This window comes from Stieleria varia (assembly GCF_038443385.1).
Classification (GTDB): Bacteria; Planctomycetota; Planctomycetia; order Pirellulales; family Pirellulaceae; genus Stieleria; species Stieleria varia.
The window spans coordinates 5,428,975-5,445,919 of sequence record NZ_CP151726.1 but is presented as its reverse complement, the minus strand read 5'-3'; the positions used below and the strand labels follow the sequence as shown (position 1 = coordinate 5,445,919).

The window sequence follows — 16,945 nt, the reverse complement described above, 5'->3', positions numbered from 1 at the left end:
GTATCGCCAAATGCCTTTGCGACTTCTGCTATGGTTTGACTCGATCATCGGAGTTCCATCAAATAGTCGACCAACTCCGCCAACTTCTCCGCGTCGATCGAATCAAACGCGGGCATCTCGACGCCGGGTTTGACCTGATGCGTATGACTGATCCAGCGAGTCAGATTCTCTGGTGTGTTTGCCAAGACCGATGCTCCGATACTTCGCCGTGAGCCAAAATGAGTCAGATCAGGGCCGACCACGCCGTCAAACTCTGTTCCGCGAATCGTGTGACACGCACCACAGCCGCGTGATCGAAAGACGGCTTGGCCGGCGTGGTCTGATTCACCAGCCGACTGCTGCAGTTCAACCAGCCATCGATCAAATTCGTCCCTGGACTGGACCACGACGTCAAACGACATCTGAGCATGAGCGGCACCGCAGAACTCCGCGCACACACCACGGAAAACACCCGTCTTGGTCGGAAACAACTTCAAGCGATTCTCACGTCCCGGAATCATGTCCATCTTGCCGCCCAACGCGGGAATCCAAAACGAATGGATGACATCCTCGCTGGTGAGCTTGAACTCGACCGCTTCGCCAACAGGCAAATGTATCTCGTTGGCCGTTTCGACCGTTTTTCCACTAGGCAAGCGATATCGGACTCGCCACCACCAACGCACACCAACCACTTCGACAACTTGGCTGCCTTGCGGAGCGGGGCTTTGTAAGTCCGGCAAGATTGACAAGCCGTATGTCAGCAAGCCTGTTAAGACGAGTGTCGGGAATACCGCACCACCACCGATCACCAACACTCGCGTCGTCTTTGCCTGATGTTTACCGGGACGCAAGATTGCGTAAACTGCTAGACCGATCACCAACAACCAGATACAGACACCACCGATAGCCATCACCCAGAACAGATCCGCGATCACTTCCGCGCCTCGACCGGCGGGATCAAGAGTTGATTGGGAGAGAGCAACGTTCATGAATTGGCCTCTTGCAAGCGAATCTTTCGCTGTTGCAACAGTCGCCACAACCACCAGCCGACCAAGCCCACAATTACCAAGGTGCTGACCCAACTTAGCGGCCCGGCTAGGTCGGCATAGTTGTCGCCCAACCACCAGCCGATCACCGCCAGTAACGTTGTCCAAATCACCACCCCGATCGCGGTCATCAGCGAGAAACGGAGTGTTGACATCGTCGAGAATCCTGCGGGGACGCTGATCAGTGTTCGTACACCAGGAACCAGACGACACACCAATACGGCAACCGATCCCCAGCGTTCAAACCAAGATTCCACGCGATCGAGATCATTCGGCGTTATCGTCAGCCAGGCGCCGTGACCGCGAATCCAACGCGACAACCGATCCTTGCCGATCCAGCGAGCAAGGTAGTACCAAAACATGGCACCAGCAAATGAGCCGATACTGCCGGCAGCAACCACTGCGATGAACGAGTTGTCACCCTGGCTGACGGAGTAGCCAGACCAAGGCATCACAATCTCCGATGGAATCGGTGGAAAGATGTTTTCGACCAGCATCAATAGTCCGACGCCGAGTGCTCCAAACTCTTCTAAAAAATTGCGAACCCATGCTTCCATCGGTTGAAATCCTCCAATTGATTGTTTGCTTATTACGTAGCGATGCAATCACCATGCCAAGTAGCAATGACGCCACGACTTTCGGTGTTGTCGCGCTCACCTAGGGAATTCTTGGTGAGCTTCGCCGCCGGCGAGCGGAGCAGTTGGACGCGTTGGTACCGCGAATGGTGCTCGTTTTAGAAGTAATCGAGATTACCGGATCGTCAAAGACGTCGATCGAAGACGCCGTCGAGAACGCGATCACTCATGCTTCAAAAACCGTCCGAGGGATGCGATGGTTTGAAGTGACTGAATCCCGAGGTGACATCACCGATGGCAAGGTTGACCACTGGCAAGTCACCGTGAAGATCGGCTTCACGCTCGACAAATAAAATGATGAGGTTCCTGGACGGCGACTCGTCCGACGGGTGATGATCTTCCCGACATCACCCGTGTTGAAATTTCTTTGTTTCGATGAACAGCGGTGCAACCGCTATTGCACCGCTTCGAAACGCACCGGTTCGGCGGGGACCGACATTCTCTCGATCAATTCCGCGCACACTTTTTGTGATCCCGAATTGGCGGCGATATCGCCGACCGAGACAATTCCCACGATGTCGTAGTTTTCGCCCGTCACCAACAACCGACGAATTTGACGTTCCTCCATGGCGCTCGCCGCAGCCTCGATGTCCGTCGTCTCGGGCAACGTGATCAGCTCTCCCGTCATTGCTTGTCTGCACGGCGTTTGAGAACAATCCAAGCCGGCAGCAACGCAGCGAACGACGATATCGCGATCAGTGATGATTCCAATTGGTTTTCCATCGCGAAACACCGGTAGCGATCCGACTTGCATTTGGCTCATTGCCTCCGCTGCGTTGCGGACACTCTCGTCTGCCGAAATCCCGCGGACGTGCGTGGTCATCACATCTTTCAATTTCATCTTCGATCTCCTCCGTTTCAATGACTCGGAAACTCAACGGCAGTGAATCTGATCGCCACGGAACAGAGAGGCTTGCTCCCTGAGCCTCGGTAGCACAGAACACCGAAATCAAAGTCGACGTTATCTTTGTCGACTCTTTGCTCCAGCTCTGCGGCAATTCGCATTCCTTAATTGACGAGAAAGGGAGTTCTTTCACGGGAAATTTCCACCGTGCAAAAGCTGGAGAGCCGATACGATCAAGATCGCTCACCAGCACGCATTCGGTGCTTTTCCGACCATCCGATGGTCGAAAGCCTGCCATCGCGATCGGATCGCACTCGGAGGACGAGGATGGCGATCCGGCAAATCAAGATTGCTGAGATTTGATGCGAACTTCGCGCAGCATTCTGTCGTCAATGCGTCCGTGCAAGAATCACTGATGAGCTGCTCTGTGCTGTTTCTTCCATATCGGTTTCCAAGTATCCAGCCGCTGAAGCGCGTCATCGAGTCCCGTCAGAACCGTTGATTCGTCGCCTTGCCAATGAAAGCCGGTCGTGTTGCCGTCGTGAGTCAACTCGACGCCTCGCATGATCTGTTTCATCGGTTCGCTACCTTCGGACCAAAGTTCTTCGTAGGCGATGATGCCATCGAGGATTCGGTGCGTTTTCTTTGCCATGTCTTCGCTTTGGGCGACAAGATCGGCTTGCTCGTAGATTTGCCCATCACTTTGACCGAACGACCACGTGATTCGCTCGTGCTGCGACAGCGCCGGCATCGCAATCTCGTGATCGGCAAGCTGCCCCAGGTCGATCGCGGCTCCGTACATCCATGCGTTTTTAGTCGAGTCGTTGAGCAGCGGTGACTGGGATGTGGCTAGCGAATTTCAGATGTCGTCATAACGACCGTTGGAGTCGCCGAATTGCGTTACGCCCTGGACTCCGAATTTTTCCAGCATGCTGACGTACATGTTGGACATCGGTATCCCAGCGGCATCGGTCACGCGTCCGGGTTGCAGCGTGCCTCCGCCGCCGCCGACCAAAATCGCCGGACAATTGTCGTGCTTGTGCATGTTGCCATCCGAGATGGCGCTACCGTATAGCATCATCACGTTGTCGATCAGTCGGCTGCCGTCGATGTCTGGAGTGTCACGCATCTTGCGGATGAATTTTGCAAAACGCTGCATCCAATAGACTTCGATTTGGCCAACCTTCTCTTTGTACTCCGGCACGCGCAGATTGTGCGTCAACCAGTGGTGGCCCTCTGAAATCCCGAGCTCTGGATACGGCAGATTGCTGCCATCGTATGCCAGCAGTAACGTGGCGATTCGAGTTTGGTCGGTCTGGAATGCTAAGATGAGCAAGTCGTACATCAAGTCCATGTGGTCGCCGATGTTGCCAGGAATTCCGGCCGGCGTCGGCATGTTTGGATCGGGAATTTTTGCGATCTGCTCCGTGTCGGAGATGCGACGTTCCAGCTCTCGTACGTTGGACAGGTACTCGTCCAATTTAACCTGATCCTCGTATCCCATGTCGCGCGTCAGCGAGCGGGTGTCCTCCATGACAAAATCGAGAATCGACTTTTGACGTTCACGGCGAATTTCAAAGGATCGTTTTCGCTCGCCGTGGTCACCGGTCCCGAACAGTCGTTCAAACACCAGACGCGGATTCGGTTCGGGGGTGACCGGTGTGGTTGGCGAACTCCAGGACATGTTGTACTGGTAGGCGCAGGCGTAACCGGTATCGCAGCTACCCGTGTTTCGGATCGCGTCACAGGTCAGTTCCAACGACGCAAAACGGGTCAAGTGGCCGAGTTGCTGGGCGGCAACTTGATCGATCGAGATTCCGCAGCGAATGTCTTTTCCACCGGTCTTCTTCGCACGCATACCGGTCAAGTACGTTGCACCGGCGCGGGCATGGTCGCCCCCGCCATCGTTGCCGGGGGTGGCGTTGAGTTGGTCGAGCCCCGTGATGACTTGCACGTGCTCCTTCACCTCCTCCAGCGGTTTCATCGTGCGATTGAATTCAAAGTCGTTGCCGTTGACTTTGGGGAACCAGTAGTCCTGCACGACGCCATTGGGATGAATGAAGTAGGCCATCCGCAGCGGTGCCGAACCATCGCCTCCCCGGCTTGTTGCACCTGAGGTCGAATTGATTCCGGCAGCATCTCCCGCCGCGTGTGCGATGGACGGAAGCATCGGGACCGCGATGGCCGCACCCAATCCGCGGAGGAACCGCCGACGCTGCAATGAGGCGTTACGTTCGGCTTGCTTTGACTGATTGTATTTGGGGTGCATTGCCGTTTTCCAAGATTGCCGTGATTGTGGTTGATTACGATGCCGAGAACCTACGTGCAGATTTCAGCAACAATAAAACTTGTCCGTCAACGTCTTTGCACTCCGGACAGCAATTCTGACTGAGCGGGCGTCAATCGCCGTCGCTGAAATTGGGGCGAATGGATGATGCCGCTTAGCAGAACGGAGAATCGCCCCTCCGAGGCCAACAGCTCATCTACCAAATGATCGATCGTCGCCGTGTCCTTTACATCAACCCCACGCCCCAGCGAATAGATCAGTAATTTCTCGGTCAAGCAACGATAAAAGTCGGCTTGCTTCGTTTCGCGAAGTATTCGCTTCAAATCGCGGATGTCGTTGAACGTCTCGCCTGAGAGCAATTCGCCGGAGGCATCGATCGGCTGACCGGCATCGCGCTGCCGCCACATGCCTAGGGCATTGAAGTTTTCCAGGGCGAAGCCGAGCGGATCCATTCGTCCGTGGCACGACATGCAAATCGCGTTCTCGCGGTGAGCTGCCAAGACCTCCCGCAGTGTCGGCGTCCGTCCGTCAAAACGGTCCTTTGACTCGTCCAGTTCCGGCACGTCCGGCGGTGGAGCCGACGGCGGAGTGCCGAGGATGTTTTCCAGGACGTATAGCCCACGTTTCACCGGCGAAGTGCGATTGGGATTGGAGGTGACCGTCAGCAAGGTTCCTTGAGTCAACACGCCACCCCGCGGACTGTCCTCGGGCAGATCGACCTTTCGCATTTGATCGCCATCGACACCTTCGATTCCATAGTGCTCGGCCAAGTCTTCGTTGAGGAACGTATAGTCGGCATCGATCAATTCCAGGACGCTGCGATCATTTTCCATGATGTAGCCGAAACACATCTCGGTTTCCTGTTGCATCGCTCTCTGGATCTCCGCGTCAAAGCGGAGTTGAGGGCGTCGGAATCCTCGGAAGCCGCGGAATCGACCCGCTCGTTCTTCACGCTGTCGCTGTTCCTCGGCCAACTCCTCAGCCGACTTGTCACCGTCGGCGATCGCATTCGGATCGAGCATCAAGTTTGCGATTTCGCGTGACCGCAACCACTGTCCGACAAAGCTGGGCAGAAAGTTTCTCGAACGTTCGTCGCGGAGCATCCGTTTGACTTGGGCGTCCAAGTTTGCCCGCAACTGACCGGCCGACGCGAGCGTCATCAATTCGTCGTCGGGCATCGTCGACCAGAGGAAATACGACAGCCGAGATGCCAAAGAATACTCGTCTACCAAAGCCGAGACGGGCGGGGCACCCGACTTTTCCAAATTAGATTCATCGCTTGTCGCATTGGGAATCTGAACGTCCTCGGTCAGGTACAGAAAGCGAGGGGAAGCGAGCACGGCCACGATCGCGCGACTGATTCCTTCTTCGAATGTGTTTCCCGGTTTGGAATAACTGTCCTCCGCGATCGCGACCAGGCCGTCAATCGTCCGCTGATCGGTCGGCCGACGAAACGCTTTGCTGGCGAAGCGTTCCAGGATCTCGCCGGCGTAGACTCGCTGCTCTTGCGGATCGGATGGCGGCAAGTCGCGATGAAAAAAACGCTCGTAGTTGTTCGGCTCCACCCAGTCTGAGACTGCTTCGGGACCGACCAGCATCGCGTGGTCAATTTGAATGTACAGTTCGGTACTATCTCGTCGCGCGGGCGCATCGCCCGCGTCCGGCAGAGGCGTCAGTTGGATTTCAAAGTCATGGTCGCCTGGTTCCAGCTCGTAGTCAAACTCCATCGGATACCAGACTCGCTCTTCCCAGACAAACTGCTGGCGATGAATCTCTTTGCCGTTGAATCGGATCACCATCTCAGTCCGGCCGGGATCATAAGTGAAGTGGCCGCGAACCCAAAGCGAAAGATCGAGCTTGAACTTCCCCGCTTTGGCGACTTGGAACGTCGTGCCAACACGGGCGGGATTCTTGAACTCCAGTCGCTCTGTCCTGCCTCGATCAGCCGAGCGTATTGACTCTGATTTCTCCGCATCGTTGTCGACCGTTTCCGGTTCCAAGGGCAGATGCGACAGCTCGTTGCCTGCAACCTTGATTCTCTTGACCTCACGAGAAACCATTGGCACATTGGCCGCCACGATTTCTTCGGCTGCTTTCAGGTACTTTTCAACCAGGATTTGTGAGATGTTTAGCGCCGCGGCATTGTTGTCAAATCCGTAACCGGTGTCATCTGCGGGGAACAGCAGATCGGTTTGGTAATCGTAGTCCAACAGATCATGGATCGTGTTGCGATATTCATTCCGATTGATTCTGCGAACCAACGCCGGCCCGGGATCGGGGTTCGCGTGGTCGATTCGAAACACATCCGACTTCACCCACTCCGCCATCCGAGTCACTTCGTGCCGAGTTGGTTTGTCGGCGTCGGCCGGCGGCATCACATCGGCGCGTATGTTTCGCAGTAGTTTGTCCCAGAACAGAGTGTCCTGTTGAAAATCGTTACGCTGCAGAAACGCGCCGATGTCCACGTTGCCTTCGTTGGCGCCCTCGGCATGACAGTCAAAGCAATACGTGCGGAGAAACAACTTGACGTCATTTTCAAACGTCACGTCGTCGGCCGAGAAGGTCGACGAATGCAGCAAAAACGCGCCAGAGCAGAGAATCAGAAATCGAATCATGGAAGCGTGAAACCTACGTGTCATCCGAAGCCTTCCTATTCCTGCGACTTGAAATTCTTCGCCTCGACGGACCAGTCAGGATCCTTCGCAAGCATGCTGTTGCTACCGAGAAACATTTTGGAATTCTCGCTTTCGCCTTTGAGTTGCCAATCAAGCCATGCGAGTGCGACTGGAGTGAATTTACCGCCGTGAGGTCGGCCGTACGTGCCGCCGTGCCCCACATCCAAATTTGTCATCACGATCGGCACGTGGCTAACGCGAGAAAAATCATCCATCGCATTGTTGTAGGCGATGTCTGACGGTCCACCCATGATATAGAGCACTGGGGCGTGCAGCTTTTCCAGAATTTCCTTCTTGAGGGCAGGCATGCCGGGCAAAGGTGATGGATTGGGCAGCACGCCACTGTTGCACACCACGGTCGTGGAGATCCGGGGATCGGGCGATATCTCGATCGCCTGCAATCCGCCGCAGGACATTCCCATCGCGGCCACCTTTGTCGTGTCGACCTTGCCTGAGAAAAGGCTTTCGGCGCGTCCGCTCTCGACGATGATCCAATCGAGTGCCGAGAGCAGTTGGCTGGTCTGAGTCTTTTGACGTGAAGTCTCATCACGTTTCTCGATCTGATCGAGCAGTCCGATCCCCAGCACGACGTAGCCATGCGACGCAATTTCGTTTAGAAAGTTCTTGTGTTCTTGCGTGGTATTCGCGCACGCACCATTGCCCCACAACAGGATCGGAAGTTTTTGAATCTGGTTGTCACCAAACGGCGACAAGTCCCGCGGACGAAAGATCGTCATGCCGGGCAGTGACGCATCTTCGGTCGCGATGGCCGAGTAGGGTCCGGTGCCACCCTCTTCGATGATGACTTCCTTGTTCCTGACGCGGTTTCCGACGCCCGCCATCGGTTCAGCCGGCAAGAGTTTTCGGTCGCCCGCCCAGTCGATGAAACGATCAACCCACTTCATCACCGATCCTGACTTCCCCTCTCGCAACCCGAATCCGTGCCCGGCGTTGGAATAGATGTGCAGTTCGGTCGGCACGCCCGCACGTTTGTATTTCAGATAAACCTCCGCCATGCCTTCGGCAATGTCTCGGCGATCTCCGAAACCGGCCGCGATGAATGTCGGCGGTGAATCTTTTTTAGGTTCAAAACGGTGTGAGCGGCCCGGGTAGATCAAGGCAACGAAGTCTGGACGAGATGACTGCTTGGCAATCGAATCCTTTGCATTCTCATCGCCCGCGTCAAACCGCATGCCTGAAAGCGCCGCGATCTCGCCGCCCGCCGAGAATCCCATCACGCCGATACGACGCGGGTCAATCTGCCAGTCCTTCGCGCGGGCTCGAATCAAACGGATCGCGCGATGCAAGTCACCCAGGGCATGTTCGTCGACCGTGTACTTCGAGTCTTTCTCTTCTGCGAGTCGATACTCCAAAACAAACGCTGCGATGCCATGTTCGGCAAAGTACTTGGCAGGCGTATGTCCTTCGTGAGTCGACCACAGCGAATTGTGTCCGCCGCCGGGAGCGACGATCACCGCCATCCCTGATTCTGTTCCCTCAGCGGGCAAATAGGGATAGAGCAACGGACGATGCACCGATGTGACAACACGATCGCTGCCCGGACGAACCTGTTTTGGAATATCCGACATGCCCTCCGAGCCCGGCGCGTCTCCTTCATAGAGATAGACTGCCTGTGGCAACTCGCTGTCTGATTGAGCCTGCGATGAGCGGCCTACGCCGAACAACGCGACCCCGACAATCAGCGAAAGATGGAACGCGACAATGGGATGCTTTCTCATGATTTGTTATCTTAGCCTTCGGTGACGGACTTAACGACAATCGCGTTCGGATCAAGTGATTCTGCAAATTGGTTCAACAGTCTGACCAGGGTACGGGCGTCATCAGAACTCATTTCACTGACCGCCTGAGTTCGGATCGATTCGCCGGCCTCCCAGAGCTGGCGAAACTTTCGTCGCCCAGCCGCAGTCAACGCCGCCGACCGAGCTCTGCCGTCGGTCGGATGGGGATCGCGACGCACCAAACCACGCTCTTCCAGGCGGCGCGGAGCGCCATGGGGATTTCTTCCTGCGAACCCAAAACATGTCTCCTGGACAAAGTAGTGCGTATACGCATTATGGTAAGCTAAGGGCGGCTTGAGGTCCAACCGCACTTCACAAGAGAGTCCTGGGATGAGAAAGAAGCGACCGGCGCCGTGCGTGATGCAAAGGGTACTGTTCGCTTCTCAATGGAGGATGGCTCGCTGACCAGGTATGTGGTGCGGGTCGAGGGTAAGCTCCTCGATGACGCTCAAATCCGAGACGTTTGGCGGCAGACCACGGTTGACCTGACCGACATCGGCTCAGCAAAACTTGACTTGCCAAATGGGGCATCCGAAGTGCTCGACCGTCCGATCGCGAAACCAGAACCACGACTCTCCGATGCCGAGGCGCCCAAGCTACTGAGCCAGCGTGGCCCTCGCGTCTTTGCGGATATTCCAGACTGGGTAACGGAGGTGGTTCCAGATCAACGCGGCCACTTTTGGGCGCCCGACGTGATCCAACTCGGCGATCGCTATTTGCTCTACTACTCCGAGCACAACTATGCCGTATCTGCTTGAGTTCACCGAAGCGGATCTGGACCGTCCGTTGACCGAACCGGAGAAGATGGCCGAAACGGTGCGGGCCATGTTTGACGGCAAGAAGCAGGTTCGAACGATGGATGTAGCGGAGCGTTTGGGGCGTAACTATGGGACGGTGAAAACGAACTTGCATCGAGCAGGCAAGCTTGGGCTGCTGGTTCAGGTGCCGCGTCGAGGTTGGCTCTTACCGTAAACTTCAACGGTGGACTAGGTTCAAAGGATCTTCGTTTCAGCGAATGGCGAGGTTGGGCAGCGTTGTCTTAGCGGGCGATTGTCGCATGTGGAACCACGCAGTTGCTTGATGTGCAGTAGCTGACCAAGTGATAAAGCATTTGCCCTGGAATCACAGCAAGGGCTTCTGAAATTAGCGGACGCACATCCGTTTCCAGTAATTCACGCATCTCAGAAGGACGATATCTTGCCGCCGTTCCAATATAAAACATCATTAGAAGGGAATACGACAGATGATGCAGCTTCGGCGAACGCAAGTCACAGTAGTAAACGTATCCTTTGGGAGTGAGAAGTGAACACACGTCAAATTTCGCATACTCTGCACATGCGTTTCGATATATCCGAGGAAAACTGTCCCAATTGCATTTCTTTCGTTTTGCCGAACGGTGCACGACACATCCATCACGATCAACTCCTTCGCTGAAGTAGGACTTGCGTTCTCCCCTGTGGAACCTGTTGATGTCAACGCGAGAAATCTGCTTCTTCTCGTAAACCACTTCCGTAAAAAGGTGTGAGTCCGATTCGGTTAACAGAAACTGAATATCGATTGGGAGGAAACCTCGTTTGTTTCCGGTAACGTGCCCAAGCGTAAAAGCCATTTCGTGTATCTCGGGCAAGTGGCCTGCGATTTCTTTGATCGTTACGGTTTCCCTACCTGACACCGGCTTTCCGAGCAATCGCGAGAACTCGTGAAAAATATTTAACGCGTTGCCACCTGGTGCAGCGATTTGCACCTGCTGTTTCGACCCTAATGGCAGGGACAACCCATGGTGTTCCATCTTGGTTTCTAGGTCGACACCGCGAATCGATAAAAAGCATTTCACGAGATTCAGAATGCCGTAATACGCGAGCGTACCTTGTGCAGGAAGCGAGCTGCGACGGCTTGCGGCGTAGAAAGACTCTGCGAGGTTCGCGTAGTATAACGCTCGTTCCAGTCGGGTTCGATTGGGACCTCTTGGTCCCGCAGCAAGCTTCTGATTTATCCACGCCGTGAGGAATGACCATGGATCAGCAGTAAGAAGAAATTGCGCACCCGGAGCGGCTTCAAATGGTGAATACACCACTTTCGCATGGTTGTATGTGGCTTGTTTCCCAGGCTGGGGCGATCGGCTCATTAGTGGGTTTCTCGTGTTGAAGCCGGAAAGGTAAGTCACGACTAAGTTTGAGGACTGGATCGGCATCTCCGAGCAGAAGGGTCCCAATTTAGCGTTTTTTGCAGATTGATGTTGGCTAGGAAGTTAACGATCAACGTGGGCGCGAGGGTGGCAAGCACGAGATCCGAGATGTTTTTTTCAAGAATTTCGTCGCGGCTTTCGTGATCCGACCTCTTTTTCCGGTAGGTCTACAGGCAGGGAGCTGACTTCCGTCGCCAAAGTTTTTGGGCACAGTTCTCGAAACGCGGCATAGGTAACCGGGGAGGGACATTCGTTTCATCGACGTGTCTCGAGAAAAGTTCTCCAGAACTGCTATTTGTGCGCGCCGTCGGCTCTCCAAACGGCATAGGTAATTAAGGGAGGGCGATCGTTTTTCGCGAATGGAATCAAACGACATGACGAACGCGACGGATGCGTTGACGGACAACATCGATATCGAGCCGGCGGGCGATGCTGAGGTGAGAGCTGCCGATGGTGGGCCGGTGGAATTAGCTGATCAGGCTGCCGAAGCTTGGGCGGGCGTGCTGATTGACATTTACGAAAAACACAAGCAAGCACAATTGTCCGAAGCCCAAGAAGCCATCAAGGAGGGATTGAGTGACCAACAATAAAGACGCAGACAGCGAATCGCCAGCCTTTGAAGACTGCTTCGCGGATCTGATGGCACTCGACTTGGAAGGCCACCAGAGCAAATCTCAACGATTGTTTGCGGCGTGTTGTCGTTGCGTCGAATGGGACCTGGACGAAACCAAATCTCTGCGGTGCCTGGGCAAGTACAACCATCGCCGTTCGTTCGGTTTGATGCTCGACGACGATTCCGTGCGTCGGCGATTGCGAGACGCTGAGGCGAAGGTCCAGCGCGGCGGCCGGTTGCCAGCCCAACCGCTGGCGTTGTTACCGATCGCGGATTTAGTGGCCAATCATCCCGAACTTCGTCGGCCAGTGATTCATGGGCTATTGAGGGCGGGCGAAACGATGAACGTTATCGCTAGCCCGGAGGTCGGCAAAAGCTGGTTGGTGACCGATCTCAAGGGGGAACAGCGGGGGATATCAGCACAGTTGCTCAGTTGTACAAGTCCGAATTCTGGGGCAACTCATGGATGAAGGCGAGAGCCCGCCGATCCCGATCACGCATCTTCGCGATTCGCTGGGATTCTTTTACCAGCACGTCGCCGAAACCGACCGGCCGCTCGTGATTCAGCGATATCGCGACCAATCCGTCGTCATGGTCCCGCTTTGGGAATGGCAATGGCTCAAACAAGTTGAAGCCAAAGTTCGCGCCGGCGAACCCGTCATCCCCAAGGAAGAACCCCATGGACATTGAAAACCTGATCGCCGACGCCAAAGACCTGTGCTACGCCGTCGCGCCTGCAGAACTATCCGGTTCGCCGCTTTGGGTCGTGCCGCAATCCAATCTGCCACCGATGCTTGGAGGCAACACGGTTTGCTACGGCTACACGTCGCCCAGCCTCGACATGCATTTGCATCACACCTTCGCCGATTGGCAGGGTATCCGTGGGCCAGTGATCGTGCTGGGCAATTTGAACATCGAGCGGGACTTCCCCGTGCGAACGTACAACAAGATGCTCGGGACCACACTGCATGAACTGGCCCACATCCTTGAACGCCCCTCGCTGTTTCAACCGCGCCCGTACCACCACCATCTGATCCGCGTCGAAGCGATCCGAATTGCCGAGGCCGTTTCTCGCGACGAGGAGGGCGACGGGACGACGCCACCGTGGACGAGGAGATCACCAAACGCAAAAGCTGGGCAAGCCAGGACCGAGAGAAAGCCAAAGCGACACCGTTCCGCCAGGAAGCGAGCCGCTACACGTCTCAAGTCGAGGAACACGAACGCATCCTGGCTGACCTTCAGGTGAAGTTTGAGCCAGCAGAAAATGCTGTTAACGCGTTACAGGAGCGACTGTCCTAAATCGAGGAACGCTAGCTTGAACCGTAGACTGGTTGACCACCACGCCGACGAATATGCAGCCAATATCGCCTGCTTTTAAGAACAACTTGAAACGCTCTCCGAGCGCGCTGCCGAACTTCACGCTACTCTGGCCGACGTTGAATCGCGGTTGTTGGTTCCGTAGAGGCAACTTCAGAACCACTCATCAATTCGAAGGTCGACGTAAGCACGTCCTTCGTCTGAATCGACTGTGGTGCCGGCCAGGGTCTCCTCGTATCTTCGCCAGAAGTCCGCTTGGGCCTGGGCTTTCGACCATCCCTTCTGCTTGACTCTGCTCTTCAATGCTCCGAAGTAACCAGACATGCTTTGCTGAAGCTTGACTTCACCCTCGAAGAGGTCGCGTTCAAGTTGTTTGCGGCGTTCGTGGTGCGAGACATTATGTCCAATATCGTTGGGCAAGAGTTGTACGAACATCGTGGCAGACCCAAAGCTATGGTTCTCAATAATCGACGCGACAATTACGTCCCCGTCTTCCCGTTCAACTCGAAATACTTCTGGGCTGGCTTTTCGTGCCCGCTTAAGCAACTTGCATGCAAGATCTTCCGGCATGGTCAGTGTTTGCGACCATTGCCATCGGACCGAATCATCGTCGTCAAAGAGAACAACCAGCGCGTTATTCAAACCGATTTCCTCGGCAAGATTGCAAACGCGAATTGCTGCGGCTAACTCGGAAACTTTCGATTTCCTTGCAAGCCGTCTTAAACCATCACAGACCACTGGCAGGTCAGGAAGCACCTGCGTGACAATTTCCTTCGGCATAAGCAACTCCGACGCAAGCTGGTTCACTTCCCGTTCTTCGGCGAGATCGGAAGACAACATCTCCTCGTACGACTCACCAACGATCCCGGGTATCCCAAGAATTAGATGTCCCAATTCGTGAGCTAACGTAAACCGTTTCCGCCCAGCCCCGAGATTTCTGTTGATACGGATGATTGCTTCATCGCCACGACGTAGGCACCAACCATCGCAACCAGACATCTCAGATTCACGGAGCGTGATGCCGAGTTCTGAAATCAGATCCTCGGGTGCCTTCGGAAAATGTTCGAGAGCGAAATTCCTTGCTTCCTCAGGCGTGATCATTTCCGAAACGGCTTGATACCCAATAGGTGATTGATGTCCTGCAAAAGATCTTGCTTCGTGCTGTCGTCAAGTGTTGCAAGATCTTGGCAGCGAAAAGCAACTTGCACATCCGGATGCAAAGTAAGTAAACGCACGAGGTGGCGGTCGACATCTGACTTGACTGTCAGGTCTTGTAACGCGCAGGTGTCACCGCGAACGTAACTGCGATGCAGATCGTTTCCGCCGGTCACCGGTGCGAAGTCGTCGTCGTCAAAATTGCTCATAGGTATCCTGCCTCTTGGAGCCATTGTTCAGCTCTCTTTGTCGGCAACTCATACCATCTTCGTCTTCGAAAATCTGCCGGAAACCCCGCTTGCGATAGAACTGACGCGTCCGCTCCGATGGCAACGAAGTGAGCCAGACGCGGCCGCCCAGACCCAATGCGTAGCTTTCCCTGACTGCGGCGAGCAGCAAAACCGTTCCAATTCCCTTGTATTTTGGGGGCTGGACAAGCCACGGACGGTTTCGAGGAGCAGTGGCCAGTCGGTCGACGTAGACGACGCCCTCGCCCGTTTCTAGCTGACTTTTCGCGTCGATTCGGTAGGTCATGGCTCCCTCGACATTTCCGCTAGCCGACTTGATGGCGAGGGCATCCCAAGCGAGATCGAGCCGAAGTTCGCCGACCAGCTTTCGCCAAGTCCAATGGTGGTCGCCCTCCTCGCTTCGTTGGCGCTTTGACACGGCGATCTCCCACCAGGTTCCATCGATTTGTTGAGCGGCCAATTTCCGATCAAGTCGCACCAACTGCGCGCGAACGCGACTGTCTCGCTCCACGTTCAAAATCGAGACGGCTTCCGGTAGCACTAGCATTGCGTTCTGTTTGCCTCGTCCTGTTTCATCCGTGATTAGCCGTGAGGTTGGCGACGACGGCTTCGAGGAGTTGCTGGCCGAGCGTGCGGGAGTTGGCGAGTTGCTGTTCGAGCTGGTCCACCAACGCCATCAGTTCGTCCACTTTCGCCACAATCCGTTTTTGTTCGACAAGGGGTGGAATCGGTAGCGGCAAACTCTTGAGACTGGTTTGATTGATTTTGGGCATGCTTCCAGAAGTTCCGGATGCCCGATTTCGCAAGTAATCTCTTGCAGTTCGTTCACTCATTGCGATGTGTAGAAAGTCAACATCTAGTTCCGGTCCGAATCGCATCCGCATCATCAAGTCTGGATAAATGAATACATGAGAGCCACCGCGGTAGACGGCGGGAACGCCAACATACTCGATAGAATTACCACGCTGCACAAGCATGTCACCATCACGCAACCAGAGATTCGACTCGTGATCAATCTCGTTTGATATATATTTGAAATGTTCGCCGCGAAATTGCCCTGAAGTCGTAGCCGCGAGGGTCAGTGTCTTGAACGGTGTCTCGTAATCAACGGCCTTGGGAGAAAAACCGTTTGTTGGTCCATCTACAACAATTGAACTTATGGTCTTCCATCGCCAATTTTGAGGAATTGAAAAGCCTAAAGTCCCCTCATCCGACGTGGCGTATAGTGGATCGTCTATGCCAGTCTGTGAGACAACCATTCCACGAACTGCTGCCGAGAGAATTGTTTGTCGCAACTCGCTTGGTTCGACATCGAACGAGTTGTGGAAGAGGAGTTGGAGGTTGGTGGGTGTGGGGGAGTCGGCGAAGCGGGCGAGGGCGGCGCGGGAGAGGGACGCGTGACGCTCCTTCCGCTCCGCTTCCAACGCCTCCAGCCGATCACACAACCCCATCAACTCATCCACCTTCCCCACAATCCGCTTCTGCTCGGCTAAGGGGGGAACAGGAATCTTGAAGTTTTGAATCATTCCTTTCGTCAATGCCTGTCGAGTCGCGCCGACTTGGATGCTGTCGATGAACTGCTGTGTCTTCGGTGAAGCAAGGAATAACGCTAGGTATGCCGGGAAAAGAACCTTCTTCGGGCGAATGATTGTTACGTGTTGATTTACGCGAGCGCCGTTCATCTCAGTGGGCGCAACTGATACCCGTCCGATTGACGCCCCAGTGATATTTAGCAGCACGTCATCCGTTTCAACTACTGCGTTGGACAACGAATCGGCTTGCTGGTCGGTCAGAAAAACCAGGCCATCCTTAACGAACCCGTGGAAATGCACGTTCATCGAGCGAATTAGAGGTATCCCTGATTCAACGTATGCGTTGCGTCCGCCTTTGGGTGTTGCACCACTGTTGATCTTGATGGCCAATTGTTCGAGCTTGATTGCTTTGGCATCCGACGATGATGGCTCAAGCCGCCCGTCAACAGCAAGATTGCGAATTACCCCTCGGAGAGATTCGATTGAATTCGGCGTATCAGCCAGAACCTCAAACTTCTCAAAGAACGTCGCTGCATCAAACGACGATTCCGACTCAGAGGCAACAAGTTCTTCGGCAGCGTCCGCGCGTTTACCGCGGCGTGATTCCTTCACGGATGGAGTGCTCATCGA

General features: G+C 54.9%; 20 protein-coding genes. 7 read left to right on the top strand and 13 right to left on the bottom strand.

The window, feature by feature from the left end:
- Nucleotides 1-44: 44 nt before the first annotated feature.
- A complete protein-coding gene (coxB, locus tag Pla52nx_RS18465; RefSeq protein ID WP_146520266.1) occupies nt 45-968 on the bottom strand; it encodes a cytochrome c oxidase subunit II in 924 nt (307 codons plus the stop codon).
- Complete coding sequence (locus Pla52nx_RS18460; RefSeq protein ID WP_146520265.1) at nt 965-1,582, bottom strand: DedA family protein; 618 nt, start codon at nt 1,580-1,582, stop codon at nt 965-967. Before Pla52nx_RS18460 ends, coxB begins: the two co-directional genes overlap by 4 nt.
- Before the next feature lie 164 nt (nt 1,583-1,746).
- On the opposite strand from Pla52nx_RS18460, the gene Pla52nx_RS18455 reads away from it, so the two are divergent.
- On the top strand, nt 1,747-1,953 hold the full coding sequence (locus tag Pla52nx_RS18455) for a dodecin (RefSeq protein WP_146520264.1): 207 nt from the start codon (nt 1,747-1,749) through the stop codon (nt 1,951-1,953).
- A 101-nt stretch (nt 1,954-2,054) separates the two neighbouring features.
- On the opposite strand, the gene Pla52nx_RS18450 is transcribed toward Pla52nx_RS18455, so the two are convergent.
- The 6 genes from Pla52nx_RS18450 to Pla52nx_RS18425 form a co-directional block, all read right to left on the bottom strand.
- On the bottom strand, nt 2,055-2,501 hold the full coding sequence (locus tag Pla52nx_RS18450) for a CBS domain-containing protein (protein WP_146520263.1): 447 nt from the start codon (nt 2,499-2,501) through the stop codon (nt 2,055-2,057).
- A gap of 412 nt (nt 2,502-2,913) precedes the next feature.
- Nucleotides 2,914-3,306 (bottom strand): hypothetical protein, encoded by a 393-nt coding sequence (locus tag Pla52nx_RS18445; RefSeq protein ID WP_146520262.1) that lies wholly within the window; start codon nt 3,304-3,306, stop codon nt 2,914-2,916.
- Between the two features lie 57 nt (nt 3,307-3,363).
- Complete coding sequence (locus Pla52nx_RS18440; protein WP_146520261.1) at nt 3,364-4,773, bottom strand: DUF1552 domain-containing protein; 1,410 nt, start codon at nt 4,771-4,773, stop codon at nt 3,364-3,366.
- Between the two features lie 86 nt (nt 4,774-4,859).
- A complete protein-coding gene (locus tag Pla52nx_RS18435; protein WP_197454614.1) occupies nt 4,860-7,406 on the bottom strand; it encodes a DUF1592 domain-containing protein in 2,547 nt (848 codons plus the stop codon).
- A gap of 35 nt (nt 7,407-7,441) precedes the next feature.
- Nucleotides 7,442-9,205 (bottom strand): alpha/beta hydrolase fold domain-containing protein, encoded by a 1,764-nt coding sequence (locus Pla52nx_RS18430; protein WP_231742004.1) that lies wholly within the window; start codon nt 9,203-9,205, stop codon nt 7,442-7,444.
- 11 nt (nt 9,206-9,216) lie between these two features.
- Nucleotides 9,217-9,444 (bottom strand): hypothetical protein, encoded by a 228-nt coding sequence (locus tag Pla52nx_RS18425; protein WP_146520259.1) that lies wholly within the window; start codon nt 9,442-9,444, stop codon nt 9,217-9,219.
- Nucleotides 9,445-9,618: 174 nt separating this feature from the next.
- Here Pla52nx_RS18425 and Pla52nx_RS18420 point away from each other — a divergent pair, with 174 nt between their 5' ends.
- Nucleotides 9,619-10,023, top strand: coding sequence for an arabinan endo-1,5-alpha-L-arabinosidase (locus tag Pla52nx_RS18420; RefSeq protein ID WP_146520258.1), 405 nt, complete (start codon nt 9,619-9,621; stop codon nt 10,021-10,023).
- Entirely contained in the window at nt 10,007-10,237 is a 231-nt protein-coding gene (locus Pla52nx_RS18415; protein ID WP_146520257.1) for a hypothetical protein, read from the top strand. Before Pla52nx_RS18420 ends, Pla52nx_RS18415 begins: the two co-directional genes overlap by 17 nt.
- 67 nt (nt 10,238-10,304) lie before the next feature.
- On the opposite strand, the gene Pla52nx_RS18410 is transcribed toward Pla52nx_RS18415, so the two are convergent.
- A complete protein-coding gene (locus Pla52nx_RS18410) occupies nt 10,305-11,390 on the bottom strand; it encodes a YaaC family protein (protein WP_197454613.1) in 1,086 nt (361 codons plus the stop codon).
- A gap of 434 nt (nt 11,391-11,824) precedes the next feature.
- Here Pla52nx_RS18410 and Pla52nx_RS18405 point away from each other — a divergent pair, with 434 nt between their 5' ends.
- From Pla52nx_RS18405 to Pla52nx_RS18390, 4 genes are read left to right on the top strand one after another with little or no spacing between them, the layout of a single operon-like run.
- Nucleotides 11,825-12,040 carry a hypothetical protein gene (locus Pla52nx_RS18405; RefSeq protein WP_146520255.1) on the top strand — a complete coding sequence of 72 codons (216 nt, stop codon included), beginning with the start codon at nt 11,825-11,827 and terminating at the stop codon, nt 12,038-12,040.
- Nucleotides 12,027-12,533, top strand: coding sequence for an AAA family ATPase (locus Pla52nx_RS18400; protein ID WP_146520254.1), 507 nt, complete (start codon nt 12,027-12,029; stop codon nt 12,531-12,533). Before Pla52nx_RS18405 ends, Pla52nx_RS18400 begins: the two co-directional genes overlap by 14 nt.
- Nucleotides 12,526-12,753 carry a hypothetical protein gene (locus Pla52nx_RS18395; RefSeq protein WP_146520253.1) on the top strand — a complete coding sequence of 76 codons (228 nt, stop codon included), beginning with the start codon at nt 12,526-12,528 and terminating at the stop codon, nt 12,751-12,753. The genes Pla52nx_RS18400 and Pla52nx_RS18395 overlap by 8 nt, the downstream gene beginning before the upstream one ends.
- The gene (locus tag Pla52nx_RS18390; protein ID WP_146520252.1) at nt 12,743-13,309 is read left to right on the top strand and encodes a hypothetical protein; all 567 of its coding nucleotides are present in this window, start codon (nt 12,743-12,745) and stop codon (nt 13,307-13,309) included. Before Pla52nx_RS18395 ends, Pla52nx_RS18390 begins: the two co-directional genes overlap by 11 nt.
- A gap of 224 nt (nt 13,310-13,533) precedes the next feature.
- Here Pla52nx_RS18390 and Pla52nx_RS18385 read toward each other — a convergent pair whose 3' ends face one another.
- From Pla52nx_RS18385 to Pla52nx_RS18370, 4 genes are read right to left on the bottom strand one after another with little or no spacing between them, the layout of a single operon-like run.
- Complete coding sequence (locus tag Pla52nx_RS18385; RefSeq protein WP_146520251.1) at nt 13,534-14,481, bottom strand: ImmA/IrrE family metallo-endopeptidase; 948 nt, start codon at nt 14,479-14,481, stop codon at nt 13,534-13,536.
- Nucleotides 14,478-14,744, bottom strand: a complete 267-nt coding sequence (locus Pla52nx_RS18380) for a hypothetical protein (protein WP_146520250.1) — start codon at nt 14,742-14,744, stop codon at nt 14,478-14,480. The genes Pla52nx_RS18385 and Pla52nx_RS18380 overlap by 4 nt, the downstream gene beginning before the upstream one ends.
- The gene (locus tag Pla52nx_RS18375) at nt 14,731-15,330 is read right to left on the bottom strand and encodes a GNAT family N-acetyltransferase (RefSeq protein ID WP_146520249.1); all 600 of its coding nucleotides are present in this window, start codon (nt 15,328-15,330) and stop codon (nt 14,731-14,733) included. The genes Pla52nx_RS18380 and Pla52nx_RS18375 overlap by 14 nt, the downstream gene beginning before the upstream one ends.
- Nucleotides 15,331-15,355: 25 nt before the next feature.
- The gene (locus Pla52nx_RS18370) at nt 15,356-16,942 is read right to left on the bottom strand and encodes a restriction endonuclease subunit S (RefSeq protein WP_146520248.1); all 1,587 of its coding nucleotides are present in this window, start codon (nt 16,940-16,942) and stop codon (nt 15,356-15,358) included.
- Nucleotides 16,943-16,945 lie beyond the last annotated feature (3 nt).